Annotated in this window: 16 protein-coding genes; 14 read left to right on the plus strand and 2 right to left on the minus strand. The window is 71.2% G+C overall.

Annotated elements, in window-relative coordinates; translation table 11 throughout:
* Positions 1–86: 86 nt before the first annotated feature.
* The 12 genes from ACWEV3_RS03105 (at position 87) to ACWEV3_RS03160 (ending at position 16,072) form a co-directional block, all read left to right on the plus strand.
* Entirely contained in the window at positions 87–539 is a 453-nt protein-coding gene (locus ACWEV3_RS03105; protein WP_452612287.1) for a (2Fe-2S)-binding protein, read from the plus strand.
* Positions 526–1,488, plus strand: a complete 963-nt coding sequence (locus ACWEV3_RS03110) for an FAD binding domain-containing protein (RefSeq protein ID WP_452612288.1) — start codon at positions 526–528, stop codon at positions 1,486–1,488. The genes ACWEV3_RS03105 and ACWEV3_RS03110 overlap by 14 nt, the downstream gene beginning before the upstream one ends.
* Entirely contained in the window at positions 1,485–3,647 is a 2,163-nt protein-coding gene (locus tag ACWEV3_RS03115; protein WP_452612289.1) for a xanthine dehydrogenase family protein molybdopterin-binding subunit, read from the plus strand. Before ACWEV3_RS03110 ends, ACWEV3_RS03115 begins: the two co-directional genes overlap by 4 nt.
* A gap of 202 nt (positions 3,648–3,849) precedes the next feature.
* On the plus strand, positions 3,850–4,677 hold the full coding sequence (locus ACWEV3_RS03120) for an SAM-dependent methyltransferase (RefSeq protein ID WP_358300447.1): 828 nt from the start codon (positions 3,850–3,852) through the stop codon (positions 4,675–4,677).
* Between the two features lie 78 nt (positions 4,678–4,755).
* On the plus strand, positions 4,756–5,511 hold the full coding sequence (gene hutC, locus ACWEV3_RS03125; RefSeq protein WP_452612290.1) for a histidine utilization repressor: 756 nt from the start codon (positions 4,756–4,758) through the stop codon (positions 5,509–5,511).
* A 193-nt stretch (positions 5,512–5,704) separates the two neighbouring features.
* Positions 5,705–7,120, plus strand: coding sequence for an amino acid permease (locus tag ACWEV3_RS03130; protein WP_452612291.1), 1,416 nt, complete (start codon positions 5,705–5,707; stop codon positions 7,118–7,120).
* Positions 7,121–7,177: 57 nt separating this feature from the next.
* Positions 7,178–8,800, plus strand: coding sequence for a histidine ammonia-lyase (hutH, locus tag ACWEV3_RS03135; RefSeq protein ID WP_452612292.1), 1,623 nt, complete (start codon positions 7,178–7,180; stop codon positions 8,798–8,800).
* A gap of 160 nt (positions 8,801–8,960) precedes the next feature.
* Positions 8,961–10,349, plus strand: coding sequence for a purine-cytosine permease family protein (locus ACWEV3_RS03140; protein WP_452612293.1), 1,389 nt, complete (start codon positions 8,961–8,963; stop codon positions 10,347–10,349).
* 1 nt (position 10,350) lies between these two features.
* A complete protein-coding gene (locus ACWEV3_RS03145) occupies positions 10,351–11,139 on the plus strand; it encodes an IclR family transcriptional regulator (protein ID WP_452612294.1) in 789 nt (262 codons plus the stop codon).
* Between the two features lie 112 nt (positions 11,140–11,251).
* Positions 11,252–12,907: a urocanate hydratase gene (hutU, locus tag ACWEV3_RS03150; RefSeq protein ID WP_452612295.1), complete on the plus strand. Its 1,656-nt coding sequence runs from the start codon at positions 11,252–11,254 to the stop codon at positions 12,905–12,907.
* 220 nt (positions 12,908–13,127) lie between these two features.
* Positions 13,128–14,078 carry a formimidoylglutamase gene (gene hutG, locus ACWEV3_RS03155; RefSeq protein ID WP_452612296.1) on the plus strand — a complete coding sequence of 317 codons (951 nt, stop codon included), beginning with the start codon at positions 13,128–13,130 and terminating at the stop codon, positions 14,076–14,078.
* A gap of 599 nt (positions 14,079–14,677) precedes the next feature.
* Positions 14,678–16,072, plus strand: a complete 1,395-nt coding sequence (locus ACWEV3_RS03160) for an APC family permease (protein WP_452612297.1) — start codon at positions 14,678–14,680, stop codon at positions 16,070–16,072.
* Positions 16,073–16,114: 42 nt separating this feature from the next.
* Here ACWEV3_RS03160 and ACWEV3_RS03165 read toward each other — a convergent pair whose 3' ends face one another.
* Positions 16,115–17,734, minus strand: a complete 1,620-nt coding sequence (locus ACWEV3_RS03165) for an ABC-F family ATP-binding cassette domain-containing protein (RefSeq protein WP_452612298.1) — start codon at positions 17,732–17,734, stop codon at positions 16,115–16,117.
* A 347-nt stretch (positions 17,735–18,081) separates the two neighbouring features.
* The gene (locus ACWEV3_RS03170; RefSeq protein WP_452612299.1) at positions 18,082–19,350 is read right to left on the minus strand and encodes an amidohydrolase family protein; all 1,269 of its coding nucleotides are present in this window, start codon (positions 19,348–19,350) and stop codon (positions 18,082–18,084) included.
* Positions 19,351–19,621: 271 nt separating this feature from the next.
* Here ACWEV3_RS03170 and ACWEV3_RS03175 point away from each other — a divergent pair, with 271 nt between their 5' ends.
* The gene (locus ACWEV3_RS03175) at positions 19,622–20,539 is read left to right on the plus strand and encodes an alpha/beta hydrolase (protein ID WP_452612300.1); all 918 of its coding nucleotides are present in this window, start codon (positions 19,622–19,624) and stop codon (positions 20,537–20,539) included.
* Positions 20,540–20,896: 357 nt separating this feature from the next.
* Positions 20,897–22,192 (plus strand): MFS transporter, encoded by a 1,296-nt coding sequence (locus ACWEV3_RS03180; protein WP_452612301.1) that lies wholly within the window; start codon positions 20,897–20,899, stop codon positions 22,190–22,192.
* Positions 22,193–22,211 lie beyond the last annotated feature (19 nt).

Raw genomic sequence — 22,211 nt, forward strand, 5'->3', positions numbered from 1 at the left:
CGGCGATGGTCCCAGTTCTGCTCCCACCACCACAAGCGACACCGCTGCGGTCGTCCTGCATGGGCGACCGGCGGGGAAGAGATCAAGTGGACATCTCACTCGAAGTCAACGGCAGGGCCGAACGGCTGAACGTCGATCCCGGCGTGACGCTGCTGGACGCATTGCGGGAGAACCTCGGCGTCACCGGCCCGAAGAAGGGCTGCGACCGCGGCCAGTGCGGTGCCTGCACCGTGCACGTCGACGGCAGGCCCGTGCTCTCGTGCCTCACCCTCGCCGCCACCGTGAAGCGACCGGTGACGACGGTGGAGGGCCTCTCCGACGGCGGCGAGCTGCACCCGGTCCAGCAGGCGTTCGTCGACCAGGACGCCCTGCAGTGCGGGTTCTGCACGTCCGGTCAGGTCATGTCGGCCGTCGCCGCGGTCGAGCAGGGCGTCGAGGACGTCCGGGAGTTCATGTCCGGCAACATCTGCCGCTGCGCTGCCTACCCGAACATCGTCGCGGCGATCGAACAAGCGAGGCAGGCCGATGCGTCCCTTTGAACTCACGGCACCGACGACCGTCGAAGCGGCGCTCGCCTCGCCCGGCACGTTCCTGGCCGGCGGCACCACCCTCGTCGACCTGATGAAGCTCAACGTCCTCGCGCCGCAACAGGTCCAGGACATCAACGAGCTCCCGCTGCGGGGCATCGACACCGGCGACGGGCTGCGCATCGGCGCGCTGGAGCGGATGAGCGACGTCGCCGAGCACCCCGGCGTGTACCCGGCGATCTCCCGGGCGCTGCTGCAGAGCGCCTCCCAGCAGCTGCGCAACATGGCCAGCATCGGCGGGAACCTGATGCAGCGCACCAGGTGCACGTACTTCCGCGACGTCACCATGCCCTGCAACCGGCGGGAGCCGGGCAGCGGATGCCCGGCGATCTCGGGCGCGAACCGGATGCACGCGGTCCTGGGCACCAGCGACTCGTGCGCGGCAGCGCACGCCAGCGACCTGGCGGTCGCGCTGGTCGCGCTCGACGCGGAGGTCCGGCTGCTCAGCGCCGCCGGGAGCCGCACCGCGAAGCTGGCCGATTTCTACCGCCTGCCGGGCGATTCGCCGGAGGCGGAGCACGATCTGCGCCCCGGCGAGCTGATCGGCGAGGTCGTGGTGCCGCGACTGGACTGGGCGTCGCGCTCCACGTACGTCAAGGTGCGCGACCGGCAGTCCTACGAGTTCGCGCTCTGCTCCGCAGCGGTCGCGCTGGACGTCCAGGACGGGCACATCGCCGACGCCCGGGTGGCGGTCGGCGGCGTGGCGACCGTGCCGTGGCGGCTGCCCGCGGTCGAGGAGGCCCTGCGCGGCGCGCCCGCGACGCCGGAGTCCTTCGAGGCCGCGGCGTCCCTGGCCGCCGACGGCGCTCGGCCGTTGTCCGGCAACGCTTTCAAGGTTTCCCTGCTGAAGCGGACCGTGGTCCGCGCACTGCTCGAACTGACCGAAGGGAGCCGCCTGTGACCAGTCGGCTGGACGGCCCGCTGAAAGTCACCGGGCAGGCGAAGTACGGCGCGGACAACAACTTCCCCGGCATGGCCTACGGGTACGTCGTGCTCAGCGCGATCGCGCACGGCGAGGTCGAGGCCATGGACGTCACGGCGGCGAAGAGCGCAACCGGCGTGCTCGGCGTGTACACGCCGTTCGACCCGCTGGACCTGCGAAAGCCGAATTCCCCGCTCTTCGGCGAGATGTGGGTTCCGCTGCAGGACCGCGAAGTCACCTACTACGGCCAGCCGATCGGCTTCGTGGTGGCGGAGACCTTCGAGCAGGCGCGGGACGCGGCGATGCTGGTCGAGGTCTCCTACCGGGTCCGGCCCGCCCTGACCTCGTTCGAGGACGGCCTCGCCGCGGCCGAGGACGCACCGTCCAACGAGGACATCACGGTCCTCGCGGACGGCGTCGAGTCCATCGAGGACGCGCTGGGGGCGAGCCCGGTGCGCATCGAGGCGACCTACCGCACCGCCACCCAGAACCACGCCGCGATGGAACCGCACTCCGCGGTCGCGGTGTGGGACGCCGGCGTCCTGACCATCTACAGCGGGAACCAGGGCTCGGACCTGCAGGCCGCCGACATCGCCGGGGCGCTGGGCCTGGACCGCGCGTCGGTCCGCGCGCTGAACCCCTTCGTGGGCGGCGCTTTCGGCGGCAAGGCCCGCACCTCTACCCCGGCATTCCTGGCGGCGGCCGCGGCCAAGGCCCTCGGCCGGCCGGTGAAGGCCGCGCTCACCCGGGAACAGGTCTTCACCGCGACGGCGACCCGCCCGGCGACGCTGCAGAAGATCTCCCTCGGCGCGGACTCCGATGGCACGCTGATCGCGCTGCGCCACGAGTCGTGGTGCACCACGCCGACGGACCGGTCGTTCGTGGAGCCGACCTCGCACGGCACCTCGCGGGAGTGGTACGCGACCCAGAACCTGGCCGTCAGCCAGAAGATCGTGCCGCTGAACATCCCGCCGACGACGTTCATGCGGGCGCCGGGGGAGGCGCCCGGGTCCTTCGCGCTGGAGAGCGCGATCGACGAGCTGGCGGTCGAGCTGGGCGTGGACCCGATCGAACTGCGCCTGCGGAACAACTCGATCGCGCCGCCCGGCAAGGACCTGCAGTGGTCCAGCAAGCACCTCGACGAGTGCTTCCAGACCGGCGCGGAGCGGTTCGGCTGGGCGGACCGCTCGCCCGGCGGACGCACCGACGGCGACTGGCTCGTGGGCATGGGCGTGGCCACCGCGATGTTCCCGGCGCTGCGGTTCCCGGCCAGCGTCGAGATCACCCTGCGGGCCGACGGCACGGCCGTGGTGGCGACCAGCGGCTCGGACCCGGGCACCGGCCTGCTGACCGTCCTGTCGTTGGTGGGCGCGGAATCGCTGGCGATTCCGGTCGAGCGGATCACGCCGCGGCTGGGCGACTCGGCGTTGCCGTCGGGCGGCATGTCCGGCGGCTCGACCGGCACGGCGAGCGCGGGTTCGGCCGTCATGATCGCGGCGACCGAGGTGATCGACGCACTGCTGGCGGTGGCGTCGTCGCCGGGCGCGCCGTTCGAGGGCGCGGAGGTGTCCTACGAGGACGGCCGGGTGCTGGCCGGCGACGGCCGCGCGATGGAGTTCGGTGAACTGCTGCGTGCGGTGGGTCGCTCATCGGTCTCCGCGATCGGTTCCTCGGCGCCCGGCGAGGAGCTGACGAAGCACTCGTTCAGCTCGTTCGGCGCCCAGTTCTGCGAGGTCCGCGTGCACAAGTGGACGCGGGAGGCCCGCCTGTCGCGGATGCTCGGCGTGTTCGACTGCGGCCGGATCATCAACGAGAAGGCGGCCCGCAGCCAGGCGCTCGGCGGGATGATCTGGGGCGTGTCGGCGGCGCTGCACGAGGGCCTGGAGATCGAGGACAGCGGCCGCCTGGCCAACGGCGACTTCGCGGGCTACCTGGTCCCGGTGAACGCCGACATCCCGGACGCCGACGTCCACTTCGTCCGGTACCCGGACACGCTGCACAACGCGGTCGGGGCGAAGGGCCTGGGCGAGATCGGCACGGTGGGCATGGCGGCGGCGGTGGCCAACGCGATCTACAACGCCACGGGAACCCGGGTCCGCCACATCCCGATCACGATCGAGGACCTCCTGGACGACTGAGGCGCCGAAGAGCCCGCCGACCGCCGCGAAAGCACCGGTCGGCGGGCTCTTCTGCGCACGGGCTGGCGGGTTTCCGGGGCGGTTCGAGGTTCTGCCGAGCGTGCCCTGTTCGTGATCGACACGCTGATGACCATGTGTGGCCGGGCGGTTACGATGTCGGCGTTCTTTTCGCGTCGAGGGAGTTCCGATGTCTTCTGATCACATGAGCTGGGCACGCGATCGAGAGGCTGTCGTCGGTCCCTCCGCGGAGCTGGACACCGGCGTGCCCACCGCGGCCCGCGTCTACGACGTGATGCTCAACGGCAAGGACAACTACTCCGCGGACCGGGCGGTGGCCGAGGCGAGCCTCGCGGTGATGCCGGAGCTGAAGGAGATCGCGATCCACAACCGCGCCATCCTGCACCGCGTGGTGCGGCACCTCGCCGCCGACGAGGGGATCACCCAGTTCCTGGACCTCGGGTCGGGGCTGCCGACCGCGCGGAACACGCACGAGGTCGCGCAGGAGGCGAACCCCGAGGCTCGCGTCGTGTACGTCGACATCGATCCCATCGTGCTCGCGCACGGTCGCGCCATCCTGGCCAACGACGCGAACACGCGGGTGGCCACCGCCGACATCCGCCGGCCAGGCGAGGTGCTGGACCACCCCGACGTGCGCGAGCTGATCGACTTCGAGCGGCCGGTGTGCGTGATGCTGTGCGGCATCCTGCACCACCTCCTCGACGAGGAGGACCCCAACGGCATCGTCGACGCCTTGCGCGAGGCGGTCGCGCCGGGCTCGTTCTTCTTCATCACCAACTTCACGCGGCTCGGCGACGCGCCGGAGTCGGCGGAGCTGGAGCGCGTGCTGCTGTCCCAGCTGGGCACGGGACGGGTCCGGACGCCGGCCGAGCTCGCCCGGTTCTTCACCGGGTTGGAGCTGCTCACGCCCGGGATCGTGCCGTTGCCGCTGTGGCGGCCGGACACGCCCGTCACCGACGCCACGTCCATCGCGGCCCGCTTCATGACCGGCGGAGTGGCCCGCAAGCCGTAGCCGCAGCTCCCGGCGAGTTCCGGGGGCGGGATAAACTGGGCGCGGGCTGATGATCGATCTCCGAGGTGGGCGGTGCCGGTGGCCATTGATGCGTTGGACGTGGCCGTGCTGTTCCGCGAGAGCCGCCGCGAGTCCGCGCCCGCCTACCGCCGCCTCAAGGACGTGATCATCGAGCAGATCGGCTCCGGGCGGTGGTCCGAGGGCGAGCTGCTGCCGTCGGAGAGCCAGCTGGTGAACGCGCTGGGGCTGTCGCGGATGACCATCAACCGGGCGCTGCGCGAGCTGAGCTCGGAGGGGCTGATCGTCCGGCTCGCCGGCGTGGGGACCTTCGTCGCCGAGCGCAAGAGCAGCTCCGCGCTGTACGAGGTGCGCAACATCGCCGACGAGGTCCAGCGGCGCGGGCACCGGCACCGGACCGACGTGGTGCTGCTGCGGGAGGAACCCGCCGACCTGCGGATGCACCGCCTGTTCGGGATCACCGAGGGGCGGCCGGTGTTCCACTCGGTCGTGGTGCACTTCGAGGACGAGATCGCGATCCAGCTCGAGGACCGCCACGTCAACCCCGAGCTCGCCCCGGACTACCTCGACCAGGACTTCGCCACGCAGACGCCGAACAGCTACCTGTCGCGGATCGCGCCGCTGGGCAAGGGCGAACACGTCGTCGAGGCCGTGCTGGGCACCGCCGAGGACTGCGCGCTGCTGGGCATCGCGGAAGCCGAGCCGTGCCTGCTGATCCACCGGCGCACCTGGTCGGAGGGGCGGCTCGTGAGCACCGCCCGGCTGCTGCACCCCGGTTCGCGATACCGGCTCGAAGGCACCTTCGACGCGACCTGATCCCCGGATCGTCCCTGTTCACCAGCGTTTGTCCGGTTTCTCCGCGCGCTCCGCCCGGATTTCGGGCCGACCTCTTGACGAGTTGTATATACAGCACTATACATATCGCACCGCCTCGGATTGTGCCCGGCAGCACAGCCGGCGGTTCCGGTTGCAACGGAGGGGACAACGTGGTTCCCGCAGGGAGGAAAAGGTGAGAAAAGGCGCGGCGGCACTGACCCGTGGCCTCTCGGCACGGCACATCCGCTTCATCGCCCTCGGTTCGGCCATCGGCACCGGTCTCTTCTACGGCTCTTCCGAGGCGATCAGCCAGGCCGGCCCTTCGGTGCTGCTGGCCTACCTGATCGGCGGTGCCGTGGTCTTCGTGGTGCTGCGGGCGCTCGGCGAGATGGCCGTGGCCGACCCGGTGCCCGGCTCGTTCGGCGAGTACGCCAGTCGGCACCTGGGGCGCCTGCCGGGCTTCCTGACCGGCTGGACCTACACCTTCGAGATGATCATCGTCTGCATCGCCGACGTCACCGCGCTGGCCGTCTACATGGGATTCTGGTTCCCCGACGTGCCGCGGTGGATCTGGGTGCTGGCCACGCTGTTCGTCATCGGCGCGGTGAACCTGCTGAGCGTCAAGGTCTTCGGCGAGCTCGAATTCTGGTTCTCCGTGGTGAAGATCGCCGCGATCGTCGCGATGATCCTCGGCGGCATCGCCGTCCTCGCCTTCGGCTTCAGCGGCGCCCACGCGGAGACCGGCGTGAGCAACCTGTGGTCGCACGGCGGGTTCTTCCCCAACGGCATCGAGGGATTCCTGATGTCCTTCGCCGTGGTCATGTTCGCCTTCGGCGGCACCGAGATCATCGGCGTCACCGCGGGGGAGGCCGACGAGCCGCACAAGACCATCCCGCGCGCGGTGAACAGCGTTCCGGTGCGCGTGCTGCTGTTCTACGTGCTGACCATCGGCGTCATCATGTCGATCACCCCGTGGCAGTCGATCAGCTCCTCGGGCAGCCCGTTCGTGCAGATCTTCGAGGGCCTCGGGCTGACCTCGGCGGCGACCGTCCTCAACGTCGTGGTGATCACCGCCGCGCTGTCGGCGATCAACAGCGACATCTTCGGCGCGGGCCGCATGCTGTTCGGCATGGCCGAGCGCGGTCAGGCGCCGGCGATCATGGGCCGGGTCTCGCGCAACGGCGTGCCCTGGATGACCGTGGTCATCATGACCGGCGCGCTGCTGATCGGCGTGGTGCTCAACTACGTCGTCCCGGAGGACATCTTCACGATCATCGCCTCCATCGCGACCTTCGCCACGGTCTGGGTGTGGCTGATGATCATGCTGGCGCACTTCCAGGCCCGCCGGAAGATGAGCCCGGCCGAGGCGTCGGCGCTCAAGTTCCCGTCGCCGCTGTGGCCGTACGCGCAGATCGCGGCGATCGCCTTCCTGGTCTTCGTCTTCGTGCTGCTGGCGTTCTCCGCGGACACCCGCGTGGCGCTCATCGTCGGCGCCGTGTGGCTCGCCGTTCTCACGATCTTCTACAAGCTCGGCGTCGGCCGCCGCAAGGCCGCCGGCGGGAGCTCCGACGACGACCGGCTCGCCGCGTCCGAGGCCGGGACCGGCTGACCACCGGACAGGCAGCTGTATAGACAACCCTATGCTTCGTCTGGCGCCACCAGCCGGATGAAGCGAGCGCGACGCCCCAACTCACGAGGAAGAACGACATTGAGCATTCTCAGCAGCACTGAAGCCAGCGCGGACACCACCGCCCAGCCGGTGGTCGTGGGAGTCGGCCCCGTCAGCCCGGCCGACGTCGTCCGCGTCGCCCGCGGCGGCGCGCGGGTCGAGCTCTCCGGTGAGGCCCGCCAAGCCCTCGCGGACACCCGCGGCCGGATCGAGCGCCTCGCCGAAGAACCGAAGCCGGTCTACGGGATCTCCACCGGGTTCGGCGCGCTCGCGACCCGCCACATCCCGGTGGAACTGCGCCGCCAGCTGCAGAAGAGCCTCGTCCGCTCGCACGCCGCCGGAAGCGGCCCGGAGGTCGAGCGGGAGGTCGTCCGCGGGCTGATGCTGCTGCGCCTGTCCACCCTGGCCACCGGCCGCACCGGCGTGCGCCCCGAGATCGCCGACGCCTACGCCGCGATGCTGTCGGCCGGGATCACGCCGGTGGTCCACGAGTACGGCAGCCTGGGCTGCTCCGGCGACCTCGCGCCGCTCGCGCACGCCGCGCTCGCCCTCATGGGCGAAGGCACCGTGCGGGACGCCGACGGCCGCTCGCTGCCCGCCGCGGAAGCCCTCGCCGCCGCCGGGATCACCCCGGTCGAGCTCGCCGAGAAGGAAGGGCTCGCGCTGATCAACGGCACCGACGGCATGCTCGGCATGCTCGTGCTGGCCTGCCACGACCTGCGCAAGCTGGTGAAGCTGGCCGACATCACCGCCGCCATGAGCGTGGAGGCCCAGCTCGGCACCGACCGCGTCTTCGCCGCCGACCTGCAGGAACTGCGCCCGCATCCCGGCCAGGCCGCCGCCGCGTCCAACATGCGGCGCGTGCTCGCCGGCTCGGGCATCGTGGCCAGCCACGCCGGCCCCGACTGCAACCGCGTGCAGGACGCCTACTCGCTGCGCTGCGCGCCGCAGGTCGCCGGCGGTGTCCGCGACACCCTCGCCCACGCCGAGTCGGTCGCGGCGGTCGAGCTCGCCAGCGCCGTGGACAACCCCGTGGTCACCCCCGACGGCCGAGTGGAGTCCAACGGCAACTTCCACGGCGCCCCCGTCGCCTACGTGCTGGACTTCCTCGCCATCGTCGCCGCGGACCTGGCCAGCATCAGCGAGCGCCGGACCGACCGGTTCCTGGACCCCGCCCGCAACCACGGCCTGACGCCGTTCCTCGCGGACGACCCCGGCGTCGACAGCGGTCACATGATCGCCCAGTACACCCAGGCCGCGATCGTCTCCGAACTCAAGCGCCTCGCCGTCCCGGCCAGCGTCGACTCGATCCCGTCCTCGGCCATGCAGGAGGACCACGTCTCGATGGGCTGGTCCGCGGCCCGCAAGCTCCGCCGCGCCGTCGACGGCCTCACCCGCGTCCTGGCGATCGAAGCGCTCACCGCGGCGCGCGCCATGGACATGCGGCAGCCGCTGAGCCCGTCGCCCGCCACCGCAGCCGTGCGCGACCGCATCCGGCAGCACGTCGCCGGTCCCGGCGCCGACCGGCACCTGGCGCCGGAGATGGAGGCCGCCGTCGAGCTGTGCCGGTCCGGCGCACTGGTCGACGCCGTCGAGGAAGTCGTCGGCGCTCTCGACTGAGACCCGTTCGCAGGCAGCACTTCCGGGCGCGGGAGGGGCGTGACCCCTCCCGCGCCCGGACTGTCTGTCATCCTGGACAACTGCTTCCGGCCGGGGATTGCTCCGGGCACCCGCGCGGCGACTAATGGAACGAACGAATTCCGTGGTGCGAGGAGGGCGAATGGCCGGATCGTTGCAGGTCGAGCGCAGATCGATCGACCCGATCCCCGACGGCGAGCGGCACGGCAACCCGCGCAGCCTGTTCACGTTGTGGTTCGCCGGCAACATGCAGATCACCTCGGCCGTGACCGGCGCGCTGACCGTGCTCGTGGGCCTGCACCCGCTGTGGGCGCTGGCGGCCATCGCGCTGGGCAACGCCATCGGCGGCATCCCGATGGCGTTGCACGCCGCGCAGGGGCCGAAGCTCGGCATCCCGCAGATGATCCAGAGCCGGGCGCAGTTCGGCGTGTACGGCGCGGTGCTGCCGCTGGTCCTGGTCGTGCTGATGTACCTCGGCTACTTCGCCAGCGGCAACGTGCTGGGCGGCCAGGCGCTGGCCGCGATCACCGGGCTGCCGGTGGACGCCAGCATCCTGCTCTACGCGGCGCTGTCGGCGCTGATCGCGATCGCCGGATACCGGCTGATCCACCGCTTCGGCTGGCTCGCGTCGCTGGTGTCGGTCGTGGTGTTCGTGTACCTGACGTTCCGGCTGGTCACCACGCACGACCTCGGGCCGGTGCTGGCGAACGCGGAACTCGACCTGCCCGCGTTCCTGCTCGCGCTGTCGCTGACCGCGTCCTGGCAGCTCACCTTCGGCCCGTACGTCGCGGACACCTCCCGGTACCTGCCGGCGAGCACCTCGATCCGGGCGACGTTCTGGTGGACCTACGGCGGCACCGCGCTCGGCGCGACGTGGGCGATGTCCTTCGGCGCGCTCGCCTACGCGGTGGCGGGCAAGGAGTTCAAGGGCCACGAGGTGACCTACGTGGTGGGACTCGGCGGCGAGGCGCTGGTGCTGCCGCTGCTGCTGGCCATCGCGCTGGGCAAGCTCACCATCAACGTGCTCAACATCTACGGCGGCTACATGACGGTCGCCACCACGTTGACCGCGTTCACCCGCAGGGCGGTGCTCTCGCAAGGGGCCCGGATCGGTTACATCGCGTTCGTCGGAGTCCTCGGCGGCGTGCTCGCGGTGCTGGGGCGCGGTGACTTCCTGTCGAACTTCGTGCTGTTCCTGCACTTCCTGCTGTACTTCCTCACGCCGTGGAGCGCGATCAACCTGGTCGACTTCTACTTCCTGCGCAAGGAGGACTACGACCTCGACGCGATGTACGACCCGAACGGCCGCTACGGCCGCTGGTGCGTTCCCGCGCTGGTCGCCTACTTCTTCGGCATCGCCGTGCAGATCCCATTCTCCAACGTGGACAAGGTCTTCACCGGCTTCATGGTTCCGCAGCTCGGCGGCGCGGACATCGCGTGGCTGCTCGGGCTGGTCGTGCCCGGCGCGATCTACTGGGCGGCGATGCGCAACCGGATCCGCGAGAACCGTCCCGTCGCGGGAGGTGCATGAGGTGGCCGAGTCGAGCGCGTCACCGGCCGTCGGGCGAGCGCTGGACGTCCTCGTCCGGCTCGCCGAAGGACCCGGGCCCGTGCGCGCGGCGAGCCTCGCCCGGGATCTCGGCATTCCGCGCTCGTCGCTGTACCACATCCTTTCCGTCCTGGTGGACAAGGGATTCGTGGTGTACCTGGAGGCGGAGCAGGCCTACGGGCTCGGGGTGGTGTCGTTCGAGATCGGCTCCGCCTACCTCCGGCACGAGCCGCTGGAGCGGCGGGCCGCGCCGATCCTGCGCCGGCTGGCCCGCAGCCTCGGGCAGACCGTGCACCTCGGCATCCTGCACGGCGCGGAAACGGTGTACCTGCTGAAGGAGCAGCCGACCTCCGGCGCCGACGTCTCGCTGATCACCGACGTCGGGGTGCGGCTGCCCGCGCACCTGACCGCCAACGGCCGCGCGATCCTCGCCGGCAGCACCGAAGCGCAGATCCGCGCCCTGTTCCCGCACCGCAGCGACTTCATCACCCGCACCGGCCGCGGTCCCCGGACCCTGGCGGAGCTGGGGGAGGGGCTGGCGGTCGACCGGGAGCGCGGCTGGTCGGAGGAGGTGGAGCTGGTCGCGCCCGGCCTGCGCTCCGTGGGCGCCGCGGTGTTCGACCACAGTGGACGGCCGGTGGCGGCGTTGAGCACCACGTGGAGCCGGTTCCACGAGCGCCACGAACCGGCCGTGGTCGGCGAGGCGATGCGCGGCGGCGCCGCCGCGCTGACGGCGGCCATCTCCGGCCGCGAGCCGCGCCCGGTCGCCTGAGCGCCGGAAGCAGGTGTCTCGGATCCGAGAAAGACCCGGCTCCGTGCTGTCGGCCGGGCGCGGTGCGGGGTCTGATGGGACCAACGAGAACGGCTCGAACCTGGAGCAGCACATGACCAACGAAGACGCCCGCACCGTCCGCGCCCCGCGCGGCACCGACCTGAACTGCCGCGGCTGGCAGCAGGAAGGCGCCCTGCGGATGCTGATGAACAACCTCGACCCCGAGGTCGCCGAACGCCCCGACGACCTGGTCGTCTACGGCGGCACCGGCAAGGCGGCGCGGAGCTGGGCGGCCTTCGACGCGATCACCGAGACGCTCAAGACCCTGGAGAAGGACGAGACGCTGCTGGTGCAGTCCGGCAAGCCGGTCGGCGTGCTGCGCACCCACGAGTGGGCGCCCCGGGTGCTGATCGCCAACTCCAACCTGGTGGGCGACTGGGCGAACTGGGAGGAGTTCCGCCGCCTCGACTCCCTGGGCCTGACGATGTACGGCCAGATGACCGCCGGGTCGTGGATCTACATCGGCAGCCAGGGCATCCTGCAGGGCACCTACGAGACCTTCGGCGCGGTCGCCCGCAAGCGCTTCGACGGCACCCTCGCCGGCACCATCACGCTGACCGCCGGGCTCGGCGGCATGGGCGGCGCGCAGCCGCTGGCGGTGACCATGAACGAGGGCGTGGCGATCTGCGTGGAGTGCGACCCCTCGCGCATCGAGCGCCGCATCGCCCACCGCTACCTCGACGTTCGCGCCGACGACATCGACGACGCGCTGCGGCTCGCGGTGGAGGCCCGGGACCAGCGCAAGCCGCTGTCGATCGGGCTGCTGGGCAACGCCGCCGAGGTGTTCCCGAAGCTGCTGGAGATGGACGCGCCGATCGACATCGTCACCGACCAGACCTCCGCGCACGACCCGCTCTCCTACCTGCCCGTGGGCGTCGAGCTCGACGAGTGGGCCGCGCTGGCGGAGCAGGACCCGGCGGCGTTCACCGAGCGGTCCCGCAAGTCGATGGCCGCCCAGGTCGAGGCGATGGTGGGCTTCCTTGACAAGGGCATCGAGGTCTTCGACTACGGCAACTCCATCCGGGACGAGGCCCGCAAGGCAGGCTACGACCGGGCCTTCGCGTTCCCGGGGTTCGTGCCCGCGCACATCCGGCCGCTGTTCGAGGAGGGCCTCGGCCCGTTCCGGTGGGCGGCGTTGTCCGGTGACCCCGCGGACATCGCGGCCACCGACAAGGCGATCATGGAGCTGTTCCCGGAGAACGAGCACCTGCACCGGTGGCTGACGATGGCCGGCGAGCGGGTCGCCTTCGAGGGCCTGCCCGCCCGGATCTGCTGGCTGGGCTACGGCGAGCGGCACCGCGCCGGCCTGAAGTTCAACGAGATGGTCGCCTCCGGCGAGCTGTCCGCCCCGGTCGCCATCGGCCGCGACCACCTCGACTCCGGTTCGGTCGCCTCGCCCTACCGGGAGACCGAGTCGATGCTGGACGGCTCCGACGCGATCGCCGACTGGCCGCTGCTGAACGCGCTGGTCAACACCGCCTCGGGTGCGTCGTGGGTGTCGATCCACCACGGCGGCGGCGTCGGCATGGGGCGCTCGATCCACGCCGGGCAGGTCTGCATCGCCGACGGCACCGAGCTGGCCGCCGAGAAGCTGACCCGGGTGCTCACCAACGACCCGGGCATGGGCGTGCTGCGCCACGTCGACGCCGGCTACCAGCACGCGACCGACGTCGCCAGGGAGCGCGGCGTGCGGATCCCGATGCTCTAAGAGGGTCTCCGGGCTCGTTTTGCGCGGCGGTGCGGGTAGCGGAACCTCAGAGGCCGCCTCGGCTGTGGGATCCCCGACTTGCGTATGTCCAATACGCGGCGTCGGGGCTGGCCTCGCGAGGCGACCTCTGAAAACCCGCGGCTGCGCCGCTTGCCCGACGCCGGCCTGCGGCTTCGCTGAGTGCGGCCCTGGTACACATTGGACTTGCAGGAGTGGGAAAGTGATCGTTGAGGCGGTGAACCGCGCGCCGCAGCGCTGGAGCGGCCGCGACGACGGACCGGGGCCCGAACACCTCAGGTGGCACCACGTCGTCGGCGCCGGGGGAGCGGCGGACGTCGCGTTCCTCGGGTTCCGCAGCGATGAAGGCGTCCGCCGCAACAAGGGCCGCCAGGGCGCGGCGGACGGCCCGCGCGCCATCCGCGAGGCGCTGGCCTCGATGGCGCTGCCCGCGCCGGCGCGAGCCGTGGACGCGGGCGACGTCGAGGTCACCGGCGGTGCGCTGGAAGCCGGGCAGGAACGGCTCGGCCGGGCCGTGACGGACCTGCTCGACGACGGCCGGTTCGTCGTCGTCTTCGGCGGCGGCCACGAGATCGCCTACGGCAGCTACCTCGGCATCGCGGAATCGGCGCGGGTGCGCTCCGGCGCGAAGCTCGGCGTGCTCAACCTCGACGCGCACTTCGACCTCCGCGCCGACGAGACACCGAGCTCCGGCACGCCGTTCCGGCAGATGGCCGACCGGGAGCGGCAGCGTGGCGAGCACCTGCACTACGCGGTGCTGGGCATCAGCCAGCCGAGCAACACCAAAGCCCTGTTCGACACCGCCGACGAGCTGGGCGTGGACTACCTGCTCGACGACCACTGCGGCCCGGCGAACCTGGCCGCCGTGGACGGGTTCGTGGACCGGTTCCTGACCGGCTGCGACGTGGTCTACCTGACGATCGACCTCGACGTGCTGCCCGCGGCGGTGGCGCCCGGCGTCAGCGCCCCGGCGGCCTACGGCGTCCCGCTGGAGACGATCCAGCACGTGTGCGAGCGGGTGGCGGCCAGCGGCAAGCTGGCGCTCTGCGACGTCGCGGAGCTCAATCCCGGGCTCGACATCGACAACCGCACCGCCCGGACCGCGGCCCGCCTGGTCCACCGGACCGTCACCGCGCGACGCACTCACCAGTAGGGGGAGGAATGCCAGAGCACGAAACCGCGGATCCCCGCGAACTCTCCGACGAGGCGTTCACGACCATGCTCGAAGAGGAGCAGGGCACCGTCCAACGTGGACTGGAATAGCGGCCGGGGAGGCGGCTGCCGTGCCCGCGCACGATGCGCTCTGCATCGCCTACCTGGTGCGGTCGAAGATCATCACCGCCTCGGGCTCGTACCACGTGGACGTGGAGACCAACGGTGACCGGACGCTCGGTCAGCGGCACCCGTCACCGCCGCGGCCGACGTCTTCGGCGAGGGGCTGCGCGCCGCGTTCGGCAACACGGTGCGTGACCTGCGGGGTTCGACTAGCTAGACGCCGGGCGGCGGAGGACTATTTCCGGTATCCGCGTTCACGAAATTGGTCCGGGTGCCCGACTTGTTCGTGAGCGAACGGGACCGGTTCGCGGGGCGTCGCCCGGCGTTCGGCTATCCGTTCGAGCGCGAGCGTGAACCCACGGCCGACCCGGTCCGAGTCCGACCGAGGGGGCCGCGATATCCACTTCGGACAGCAAAGCCGGCAGCGACGACGCGCGGCTGAGCGAGCTCGGTTACGCCACGGAATTCCGCCGGGACATGAGCCTGTGGGCGAACTTCGCCCTCGGGTTCACCTACCTGTCGCCGGTGGTGAGCACCTACACGCTGTTCGGGGTCGCGCTGGCCGCCGGCGGGCCGCCGATGATCTGGAGCTTCCTGCTCGCCGGCGCCGGGCAGTTCCTGGTCGCCCTGGTGTTCGGGGAGGTCGTCGCGCAGTACCCGCTGGCGGGCGGCATCTACCCCTGGTCCCGGCGGCTGTGGGGAAAGCGCTGGGCGTGGATGTCCGGCTGGGTCTACCTGATGGCACTGCTGGTGACGATCACGAGCGTCGCCTACGGCGCCGGGCCCTACATCGCCCTGCTGTTCGGCTTCCACCCGACGGTCATCAACAACGTGCTGTGCACCGTCGCGCTGATCGTGGTGGCCACCCTGATCAACTACGGCGGCACGAAGGTGCTGTCGATGGCCGCGATCATCGGGTTCACCGCCGAACTGCTGGGCGCGCTGTTCGTGGGCGTCTGGCTGCTGACGACCCACCGCTTCCACGGCCTGGGGGTGCTGTTCGACAACTTCGGCGCCGGCGGGTCCGGCCCCTACCTGCCGGTGTTCCTCGCGGCCGCGATCATCGGCTTCTACCAGTACTACGGCTTCGAGGCGTGCGGCGACACCGCCGAAGAAGTCCCGCACCCGGGCCGCAACGTGCCGAAGGCGATGCGGCGCACCATCTACATCGGCGGTGCTGCCGCGACGTTCGCCTGCCTGACCCTGCTGCTGGCGGTGCCCGACTTCGGCAAGGTCATCTCCGGCGAAGACGCCGATCCGCTGATCAACGTGCTCAACAGCGCCTTCGGCGAGACGGGCGCGCGGGCGGTGATGAGCGTGGTGCTGATCTCGTTCCTGTCCTGCACGATCAGCCTGCAGGCGGCGGCCGGGCGGCTGACCTACTCCTACGCCCGCGACGAGATGATCATCGGCTACAAGCTGCTGCGCCGCTTCTCCCACGCCCGTCACGTGCCGCCGTACGCGCTCCTGCTGGCCGGCGTGGTCCCGGCGCTCATCGCGGTGGGGTCGCTGATCTCCACCGACGCGCTCACCAAGATCGTCTCGTTCGCGATCCTGGGGATCTACCTGGCGTTCCAGATGGTCGTGTTCGCCGCCCTGCGCGCGCGGCTGAAGGGCTGGCGGCCGACCGGCGAGTTCACCCTCGGCCGGTGGGGGCTCCTGGTCAACGTCGTGGCGCTGGCCTACGGCATCGGCGCGATGGTGAACATCTCGTGGCCGCGAACGCCGCAGGCCGCCTGGTACGACAACTACATCGTGCTGCTCTCCGGCGGAATCGTCGTCGGCATCGGCGTGATCTACATGTTCACCACGCACCACTACGGCCGCAGCAACGCCCCGGCCGGTGACGCCGTGCCCGCGGACAAGCGGTGAGGCGCGGCTCCACCCCGGTGCGGGTGGAGCCGCGCGAGGCGGTCAGAGCTGCAACCGCGGCCAGTTCGCGGTGTCGCGCAACAACTGCCTGTCGTGGGTGGCGACCACGATCGCGGCCGTGGTCGTGGTCAGCGCATCCGTGAGCTCTTCGACCAGCGTCATCGACAGGTGGTTCGTCGGCTCGTCGAGCAGCAGCACGTGCGGCCGTGCGGCCAGCGCGATCGCGAGCTGCAGCCGGCGTTGCTGACCGATCGACAACTCGGCGACCGGCCGGCCGGCGGCGGCATCGGGCAGCAGCCCGAGCTCCGGCAACGGGATCGCGTCGCCGTCGATCAGCCCGGACACGGCGAGCTCGTCGACGGCCCGCTGGTACGCCTCGCCGGCGGCCAGCCGTGCCGCAGCCGGCGATTCCTGCGCGAGCCACGAGACCCGCGCGGCGGCGTTGCGCACCACGGCACCCGACGTCGGCTGGAGCTCACCGGCCAGCAGCGAAAGCAGACTCGACTTCCCGGCCCCGTTGCGGCCGGTGACGACGAGGCGATCGCCGGATCGAAGCAGCAGCGACCGGGGGCGCTCCAACCGCCCGCGCAGGGTCACCTCGTCGGCGTGCAGGAGCGGAACCCCTGGCATGTTCCCGAGTTCCGGGGCCTGGAAGCGCAGTGGCGGCGCGGGCACGTCCACGCGGTGTGCGTCGAGGTCTTCCTGCCGCCGGTGGACCGCCCGCACGAGCGCGGGCGCCCGCGTGGCGCGGGTGTGCTTGCCGGTGCCCTTCTCCGGTCGCCACCCGGTGGACAGGCGGTCCTGCGCCGCCGAGAGGTCGTCGGCGAGCCGCTGGTGTTCGCGTTGCTGTGCGCGGTATTCGTTCTCCCAGCGCTCGCGTTCGGCACGCTTGTCCTGCTGGTAACCGGCATACCCGCCGCCGTAGGTCCGCGGGCGTCCGTCCCTGGTCGGGTCGAGGTCGAGCACCGAGGTGACGACGTCGGCGAGCAGCGCGCGGTCGTGGCTGACGAGCACGACGCCGCCCGGGTGTTCCCGCAGCCGCGCCGTCAGGTGTTCGAGTCCGGCCGCGTCGAGGTGGTTCGTCGGCTCGTCGAGCAGCAGCAGGTCGTGCCCGGCGCCGAGGAGGCAGGCCAACCGCACCCGGTAGCGCTGGCCGACCGACAGCGCGGCCAGCGGCCGGGCGCGGTCGGCGACGGCGCCGAGCGCGGCCAGCGAGATGTCGACCCGGCGCTCGGCGTCCCAGGCGTTGAGGGCCTCCGCGGCGGCCAGCGCTTCGGCGTACTGCTCGTCGGCGCCGGGACGCTCCTCGACCAGTGCCGCGGTCGCCGCTTCGAACTCCTGCTGGGCTCGGCGCGCGTCGGCGAGCTCGATGCCGATGAGGTCGCCGACGGTGCGCCCGTCGTCGACCGGGATCTCCTGGTCCGCGACGCCGAAGGTGCCGACCCGGTGCACGGTGCCGCTGTCGGGAACGAGGTTCCCCGCGAGCACTTGCAGCAAGGTGGTCTTGCCTGCGCCGTTGCCGCCCACCACGCCGAGCCGGTCACCCGGGGAAACCGCCAGGTCGACGCCGGTGAGCACGGCGCGACCGCCGCGGGCGAGGTGGATTCCGGCTGCGCTGAGGTGGGTTCGGGCGCGGGCCGGTAGGACGATGCGAGTGGACACGGTTCCTCCGAGACGGATCCCGCGAACACCGGGCACGGTCCAGCGCCGGGCGATGGGGGATCCGGAAAAGAAGTGCGTTCAACGACCGATGCGCTCAGCGCGGACCGGCCGAAGGCCGTCCGCCGCCGAGGTCGGCGCTCTCAGAGGAAGTAGTGGAATCGCACGAGCCGACTCTAGCAGGACCACGTCGCGGTTCGCCCGTGATTTCCGACTCGCGGGTCATGTCGAAGGACCGGCGGCCGTCCCGCGTGCACGTGCCGGAACCGTCCACAAAAGACGCCACGCTGCCGGAACGCCGTGGCGGGCCGGGGAATCGACCACGGCCCGCCACGGTGGAAGCGGTAGGACTAGACGACCAGCCCCGAACGAACGACGTGCACCGGCGACATCAGGACGGACAGGTCGCGCTGCGGGTCGCCCGAGACGACGATCGCGTTGCCCTGGAAGCCTGCGGTGAGCCGCCCCGCTTCGCGCTCCACGCCGAGGAGCCTGGCGGCGGAGGTCGTCGCGGTGCGGATGGCGTCGAGCGCGGGCAGGCCGGCCTCGTGCATCAGCTGCACCTCGCGGCCGATCGGGTCGACGGTGCCGCCGGAGGAGTCGGTGCCGGCGGCGAGCGGCACGCCCATCTCGTGGGCGGCGCGGACGGCGTCCTTGAGAATGGGCAGGTAGGTGCGCCCGCGTTCGGCCAGGACCGGGTTGGTGGACTCGGCGAGACCGGCCATCGCGGTGAGCGTCGGGGTGAAGTAGGTGTCCCGGCGGCGCATTTCATGCAGGGTCCGCTCGCCGACGAAGACGCCGTGCTCCAGCGAGCGGATGCCCGCGGTCACCGCGTCGTGGCAGCCCTTCTCGCTGTAGCTGTGGCACAGGACGCCCTTGCCGCGCTTCCGGGCCGCGCCCACCACCTCGGCGAGCTGCTCGTAGGAGTAGACCTGGGTCTGCGGATCCTGCTCGGGCAGCCCGGCCCGCTCGTTGACCCGCGTCTTGATCACGTCGGCTCCCCGGGCGAGGTTCACCTCGACGACGCGGCGCAGCGCCTCCGGCGAGCGGACGCCCTCCTTGAGCCGCGCCAGCGGCGTGAGGTCGGGGTCAGCGAGGACGGTGTCGCCGAGATCCGGGGTGACGAAGACGCCCGCGGCCTTCAGGTGCGGCGCCTGCTGCGGTGCCTGCCACGCCAGCTCGCGCACGGCGATGTCCTGGTAGAAGTTCGTGGAACCGCTGCGCGCGCTGGTCGCGCCCTTGCGGACCGCGTCGGCGGCCTCGGTCGCCGTGTTGAGGTGGATGTGCGCGTCGACGAGGCCGGGCAGGACCCACTTGCCGCGCGCGTCCAGGCGCGGGGCGCCGGCGGGTGCCTGGACGCGGTCGCGGGAACCGGCCGCGCGGACGATGCCGTCGCGGATCACGACGACGCTGTCCTCGATGACCTCACCGGTCGCCGGATCGAGCAGCGAGCCGCCCTCGATGACCAGGTCGCCGCCGTTCGAGCCGGGTCGCGGAGCGGCCTCGGCCGAGCGGGGCGCGGTGGTCAGGGCGGCAGTTCCGGCCAGCACGGCGGCTGCGGCGAGCACCCCGCGACGGGTGACGCTGCTGGGTGGCGGCGGGGTTGGGTCGAGGCACATCACGAGCTCCTAGAAGTCCAAGCTTGGGTGTTCTGTATACCAAATCATCCCTCAGGTTCGGAACATCCAAGAGAAGGAGTCGCCTCAACTTGATCGGATTAGCATTTGGTATACCCTCGACTATCGGGACGCGTTCCCGGGCCGCCGCGTCGCGAAGACTTCGCGCGCGAGCTCCAGGAGGTCCGGGATGGCCGGGTGCCCCAGCCGCCGCGGTGGCCGGGGCGGCCGCTCTGGCCGCACAATGCGGTGACGTCGGCGAGGGGGTGACGACGTGCACTTGGATCCCGAGCTCGCGGCGGCCCTGCCTGCGCTGCCCGATCTGCACATCCAGGACCTCGCCGGGGCTCGCGCCCGGATGCGGCAGCTGGCCGAGGGCGCGGCGCCCGGCGGGGTCGTCATGACCGACCACGCGGTGCCCGGCCCGGACGGCTCCGTGCGGGTCGGGGTCTGCCGGCCGCCCGATGTCACCGGCCCGCTTCCCGCCTTGTTGTTGTTGCACGGCGGGGGATTCGTGATGGGTGGCCTGGAGACGGTCGCCGCGCAAGCCGCGGAGCTGTGCGCCCAGGTGCCCGCGGTCGTCGTGGCCGTCGACTACCGGCTGGCTCCGGAGCATCCGTACCCCGCCGCCCTGCGCGACTGCGAGGCCGCGCTGCGCTGGATCGCATCCGAAAGCGGGGCGTTGGGCGTCGATGCGGGACGGATCGGGGCGTACGGGATGAGCGCAGGGGGCGGTCTCGCCGCCGCGCTCACGCTGCTCGTCCGCGACCGTGGCGGGCCGCCGCTGTGCTTCCAGCTGCTCGACGCGCCCGAGGTCGACGACCGGCTGGACACCGCCTCGATGCGGGCGTTCGACGACACTCCACTGTGGAACCGGCCCGACGCGGTGCTGAGCTGGCGGTACTACCTGGCGGACTGCGGCGGGGTCGTCCCGCCGTACGCCGCGCCGGCGCGCGCCGATGATCTCTCCGGCCTCCCGCCCGCGTACGTGTCGGTCTACGAGAACGACCCGCTGCGCGATGAGGGCTTGTCCTACGCGTCCGGCCTGTTGCGCGGCGGCTCATCGGTCGAGCTGCACCTGTTCCCCGGCACGTTCCACCGGTCTGCCGTCATCGCGAGCGCGGCCGTATCCCGCCGTCAGATCGCCGAAACCCTCAATGCTCTCCGCCGCGGATTGAGCCGGTTCGAATAGATCTGTAACGAAACAGATGGCGCCGGAAATGGCGCCCTTCTCGTTTTGTTTCTACTGGTGGATGCGATGTTTCCGGCTAGCGATCTTGCGTGAACGGATGGTATCCGGGATACGAAAATATTGACAGGGATCCGGGTCACTGCGAGTATCCGGGATACCAAATCTTCCTCTCAGTCCGGTGTACCAGTTCACCGCAGGACCTCCCGAACGTCCGGGATCCGGAGGCGGCATCGCCGTCGGCGCCGGTCCGCAGTTCTCGCGCCAGGTATCCACCTATTCGTTCTGCGCCGGGTCGCGGAACGACCGTTCCTCGGAGTGAGCATGACTTCTTCCTCGGACACGTCACAAGCACCTGCGATGGTTCGGCAGCGGGGTTCGTTTCGTCGTGTCATCGGGGCGAGCGTCGCCGGCACGACCCTGGAGTGGTACGACCACTTCATCTACGGATCCGCGGCAGCGCTGGTGTTCCCGGCCCTGTTCTTCCCGGCGGGCAATCCCGTCGCGGCGACGTTGTTGTCCCTCGCCACGTATTCCGTGGCCTTCGTGACCAGGCCGCTGGGGGCGGTGATCTTCGGCCACTTCGGCGACAAGCGCGGCAGGAAGGCGGTGCTGGTCGCGACGCTGGTGATCATGGGTGCGGCGACGACCCTCATCGGTGTCGTCCCCACCTACGGCCAGGTGGGGATCTGGGCGCCGGTGCTGCTGGTGGTGCTCCGCTTCGTCCAGGGCATCGGGCTCGGCGGCGAATGGGGCGGCGCGGCGCTGATGGTGGGGGAGAGCAGCAAGGACGGGCGGCGCGGCTTCTTCGGCGCGCTGGTCCAGATCGCCAGCCCGGTCGGCCTGCTCATCGCCAACGGGGTCTTCTCGCTGGTCACGTTCCTGGTCTCCGACGAGGCGTTCTTCGCGTGGGGCTGGCGGGTCCCGTTCCTGGCCAGCGGGATCCTCGTGCTCATCGGCCTGTGGATCCGCGTCCAGGTGCACGAGTCGCCGATCTTCGAAGAGGCCGGCGGCCGGCACGAGCAGTCGCGCGTGCCGCTGCTCGTCGTGGTGACCGAGCATTGGCGCACCGTGGCCATCGCGGTCGGTTCCCGCATCGGCAGCGACGTCACCTTCTACGTGTTCAACGTCTTCGTCCTGGTGTACGGCACGACCCAGCTGGGCGCGTCCCGGCAGCTGCTGCTCAACGCCGTGCTGCTCGGCGCCGCCGCGCAGGCCCTCGCCATCCCGGTGTGGGGCCACCTCGCCGACCGCCTCGGCCGCCGGCCGGTCCTGGCCATCGGCGCGCTCGGCTCCGCCGCGTGGGTGTTCGCCTTCTTCTCCTTCCTGCACAGCGGTTCCACCGTCCTGATGCTCCTGGCGCCGGTCGTGGGGAACGTGCTGATCGCGGCCATGTGGGGACCGCTGGCGGCCTACGTGCCGGAGCTGTTCCCCACCCGCGTGCGCTACACGGGCGCGGGTCTCGGCTTCCAGCTGGCCGGCGTGTTCGGCGGGGCGCTGGCCCCGATCATCACCGCGTTCTTCATCGCGCAGTTCGGCTCCTGGATCCCGGTGGCCGTGTACCTCGCCGCGCTGCTGGCGCTGATGGTCGGTTGCGTCCTGGCGGCCCGGGAGACGGCGCACGTGGACCTGCGCACGGTCGGGGAGGCGGGGTGACGTGCTAGCCGGGATCGAT

It is taken from the genome of Saccharopolyspora sp. NPDC003752 (assembly GCF_053605825.1).

Coding starts and splice junctions, on each gene's coding strand:
- ACWEV3_RS03180 (WP_452612301.1), top strand. CDS start 20,897: ATGGTTCGGCAGCGGGGTTCGTTTCGTCGTGTCATCGGGGCGAGCGTC.
- hutU (WP_452612295.1), top strand. CDS start 11,252: ATGACCAACGAAGACGCCCGCACCGTCCGCGCCCCGCGCGGCACCGAC.
- ACWEV3_RS03140 (WP_452612293.1), top strand. CDS start 8,961: ATGGCCGGATCGTTGCAGGTCGAGCGCAGATCGATCGACCCGATCCCC.
- hutH (WP_452612292.1), top strand. CDS start 7,178: ATGAAGCGAGCGCGACGCCCCAACTCACGAGGAAGAACGACATTGAGC.
- ACWEV3_RS03110 (WP_452612288.1), top strand. CDS start 526: ATGCGTCCCTTTGAACTCACGGCACCGACGACCGTCGAAGCGGCGCTC.
- ACWEV3_RS03160 (WP_452612297.1), top strand. CDS start 14,678: ATGAGCCTGTGGGCGAACTTCGCCCTCGGGTTCACCTACCTGTCGCCG.
- ACWEV3_RS03170 (WP_452612299.1), bottom strand. CDS start 19,350: ATGTGCCTCGACCCAACCCCGCCGCCACCCAGCAGCGTCACCCGTCGC.
- ACWEV3_RS03120 (WP_358300447.1), top strand. CDS start 3,850: ATGAGCTGGGCACGCGATCGAGAGGCTGTCGTCGGTCCCTCCGCGGAG.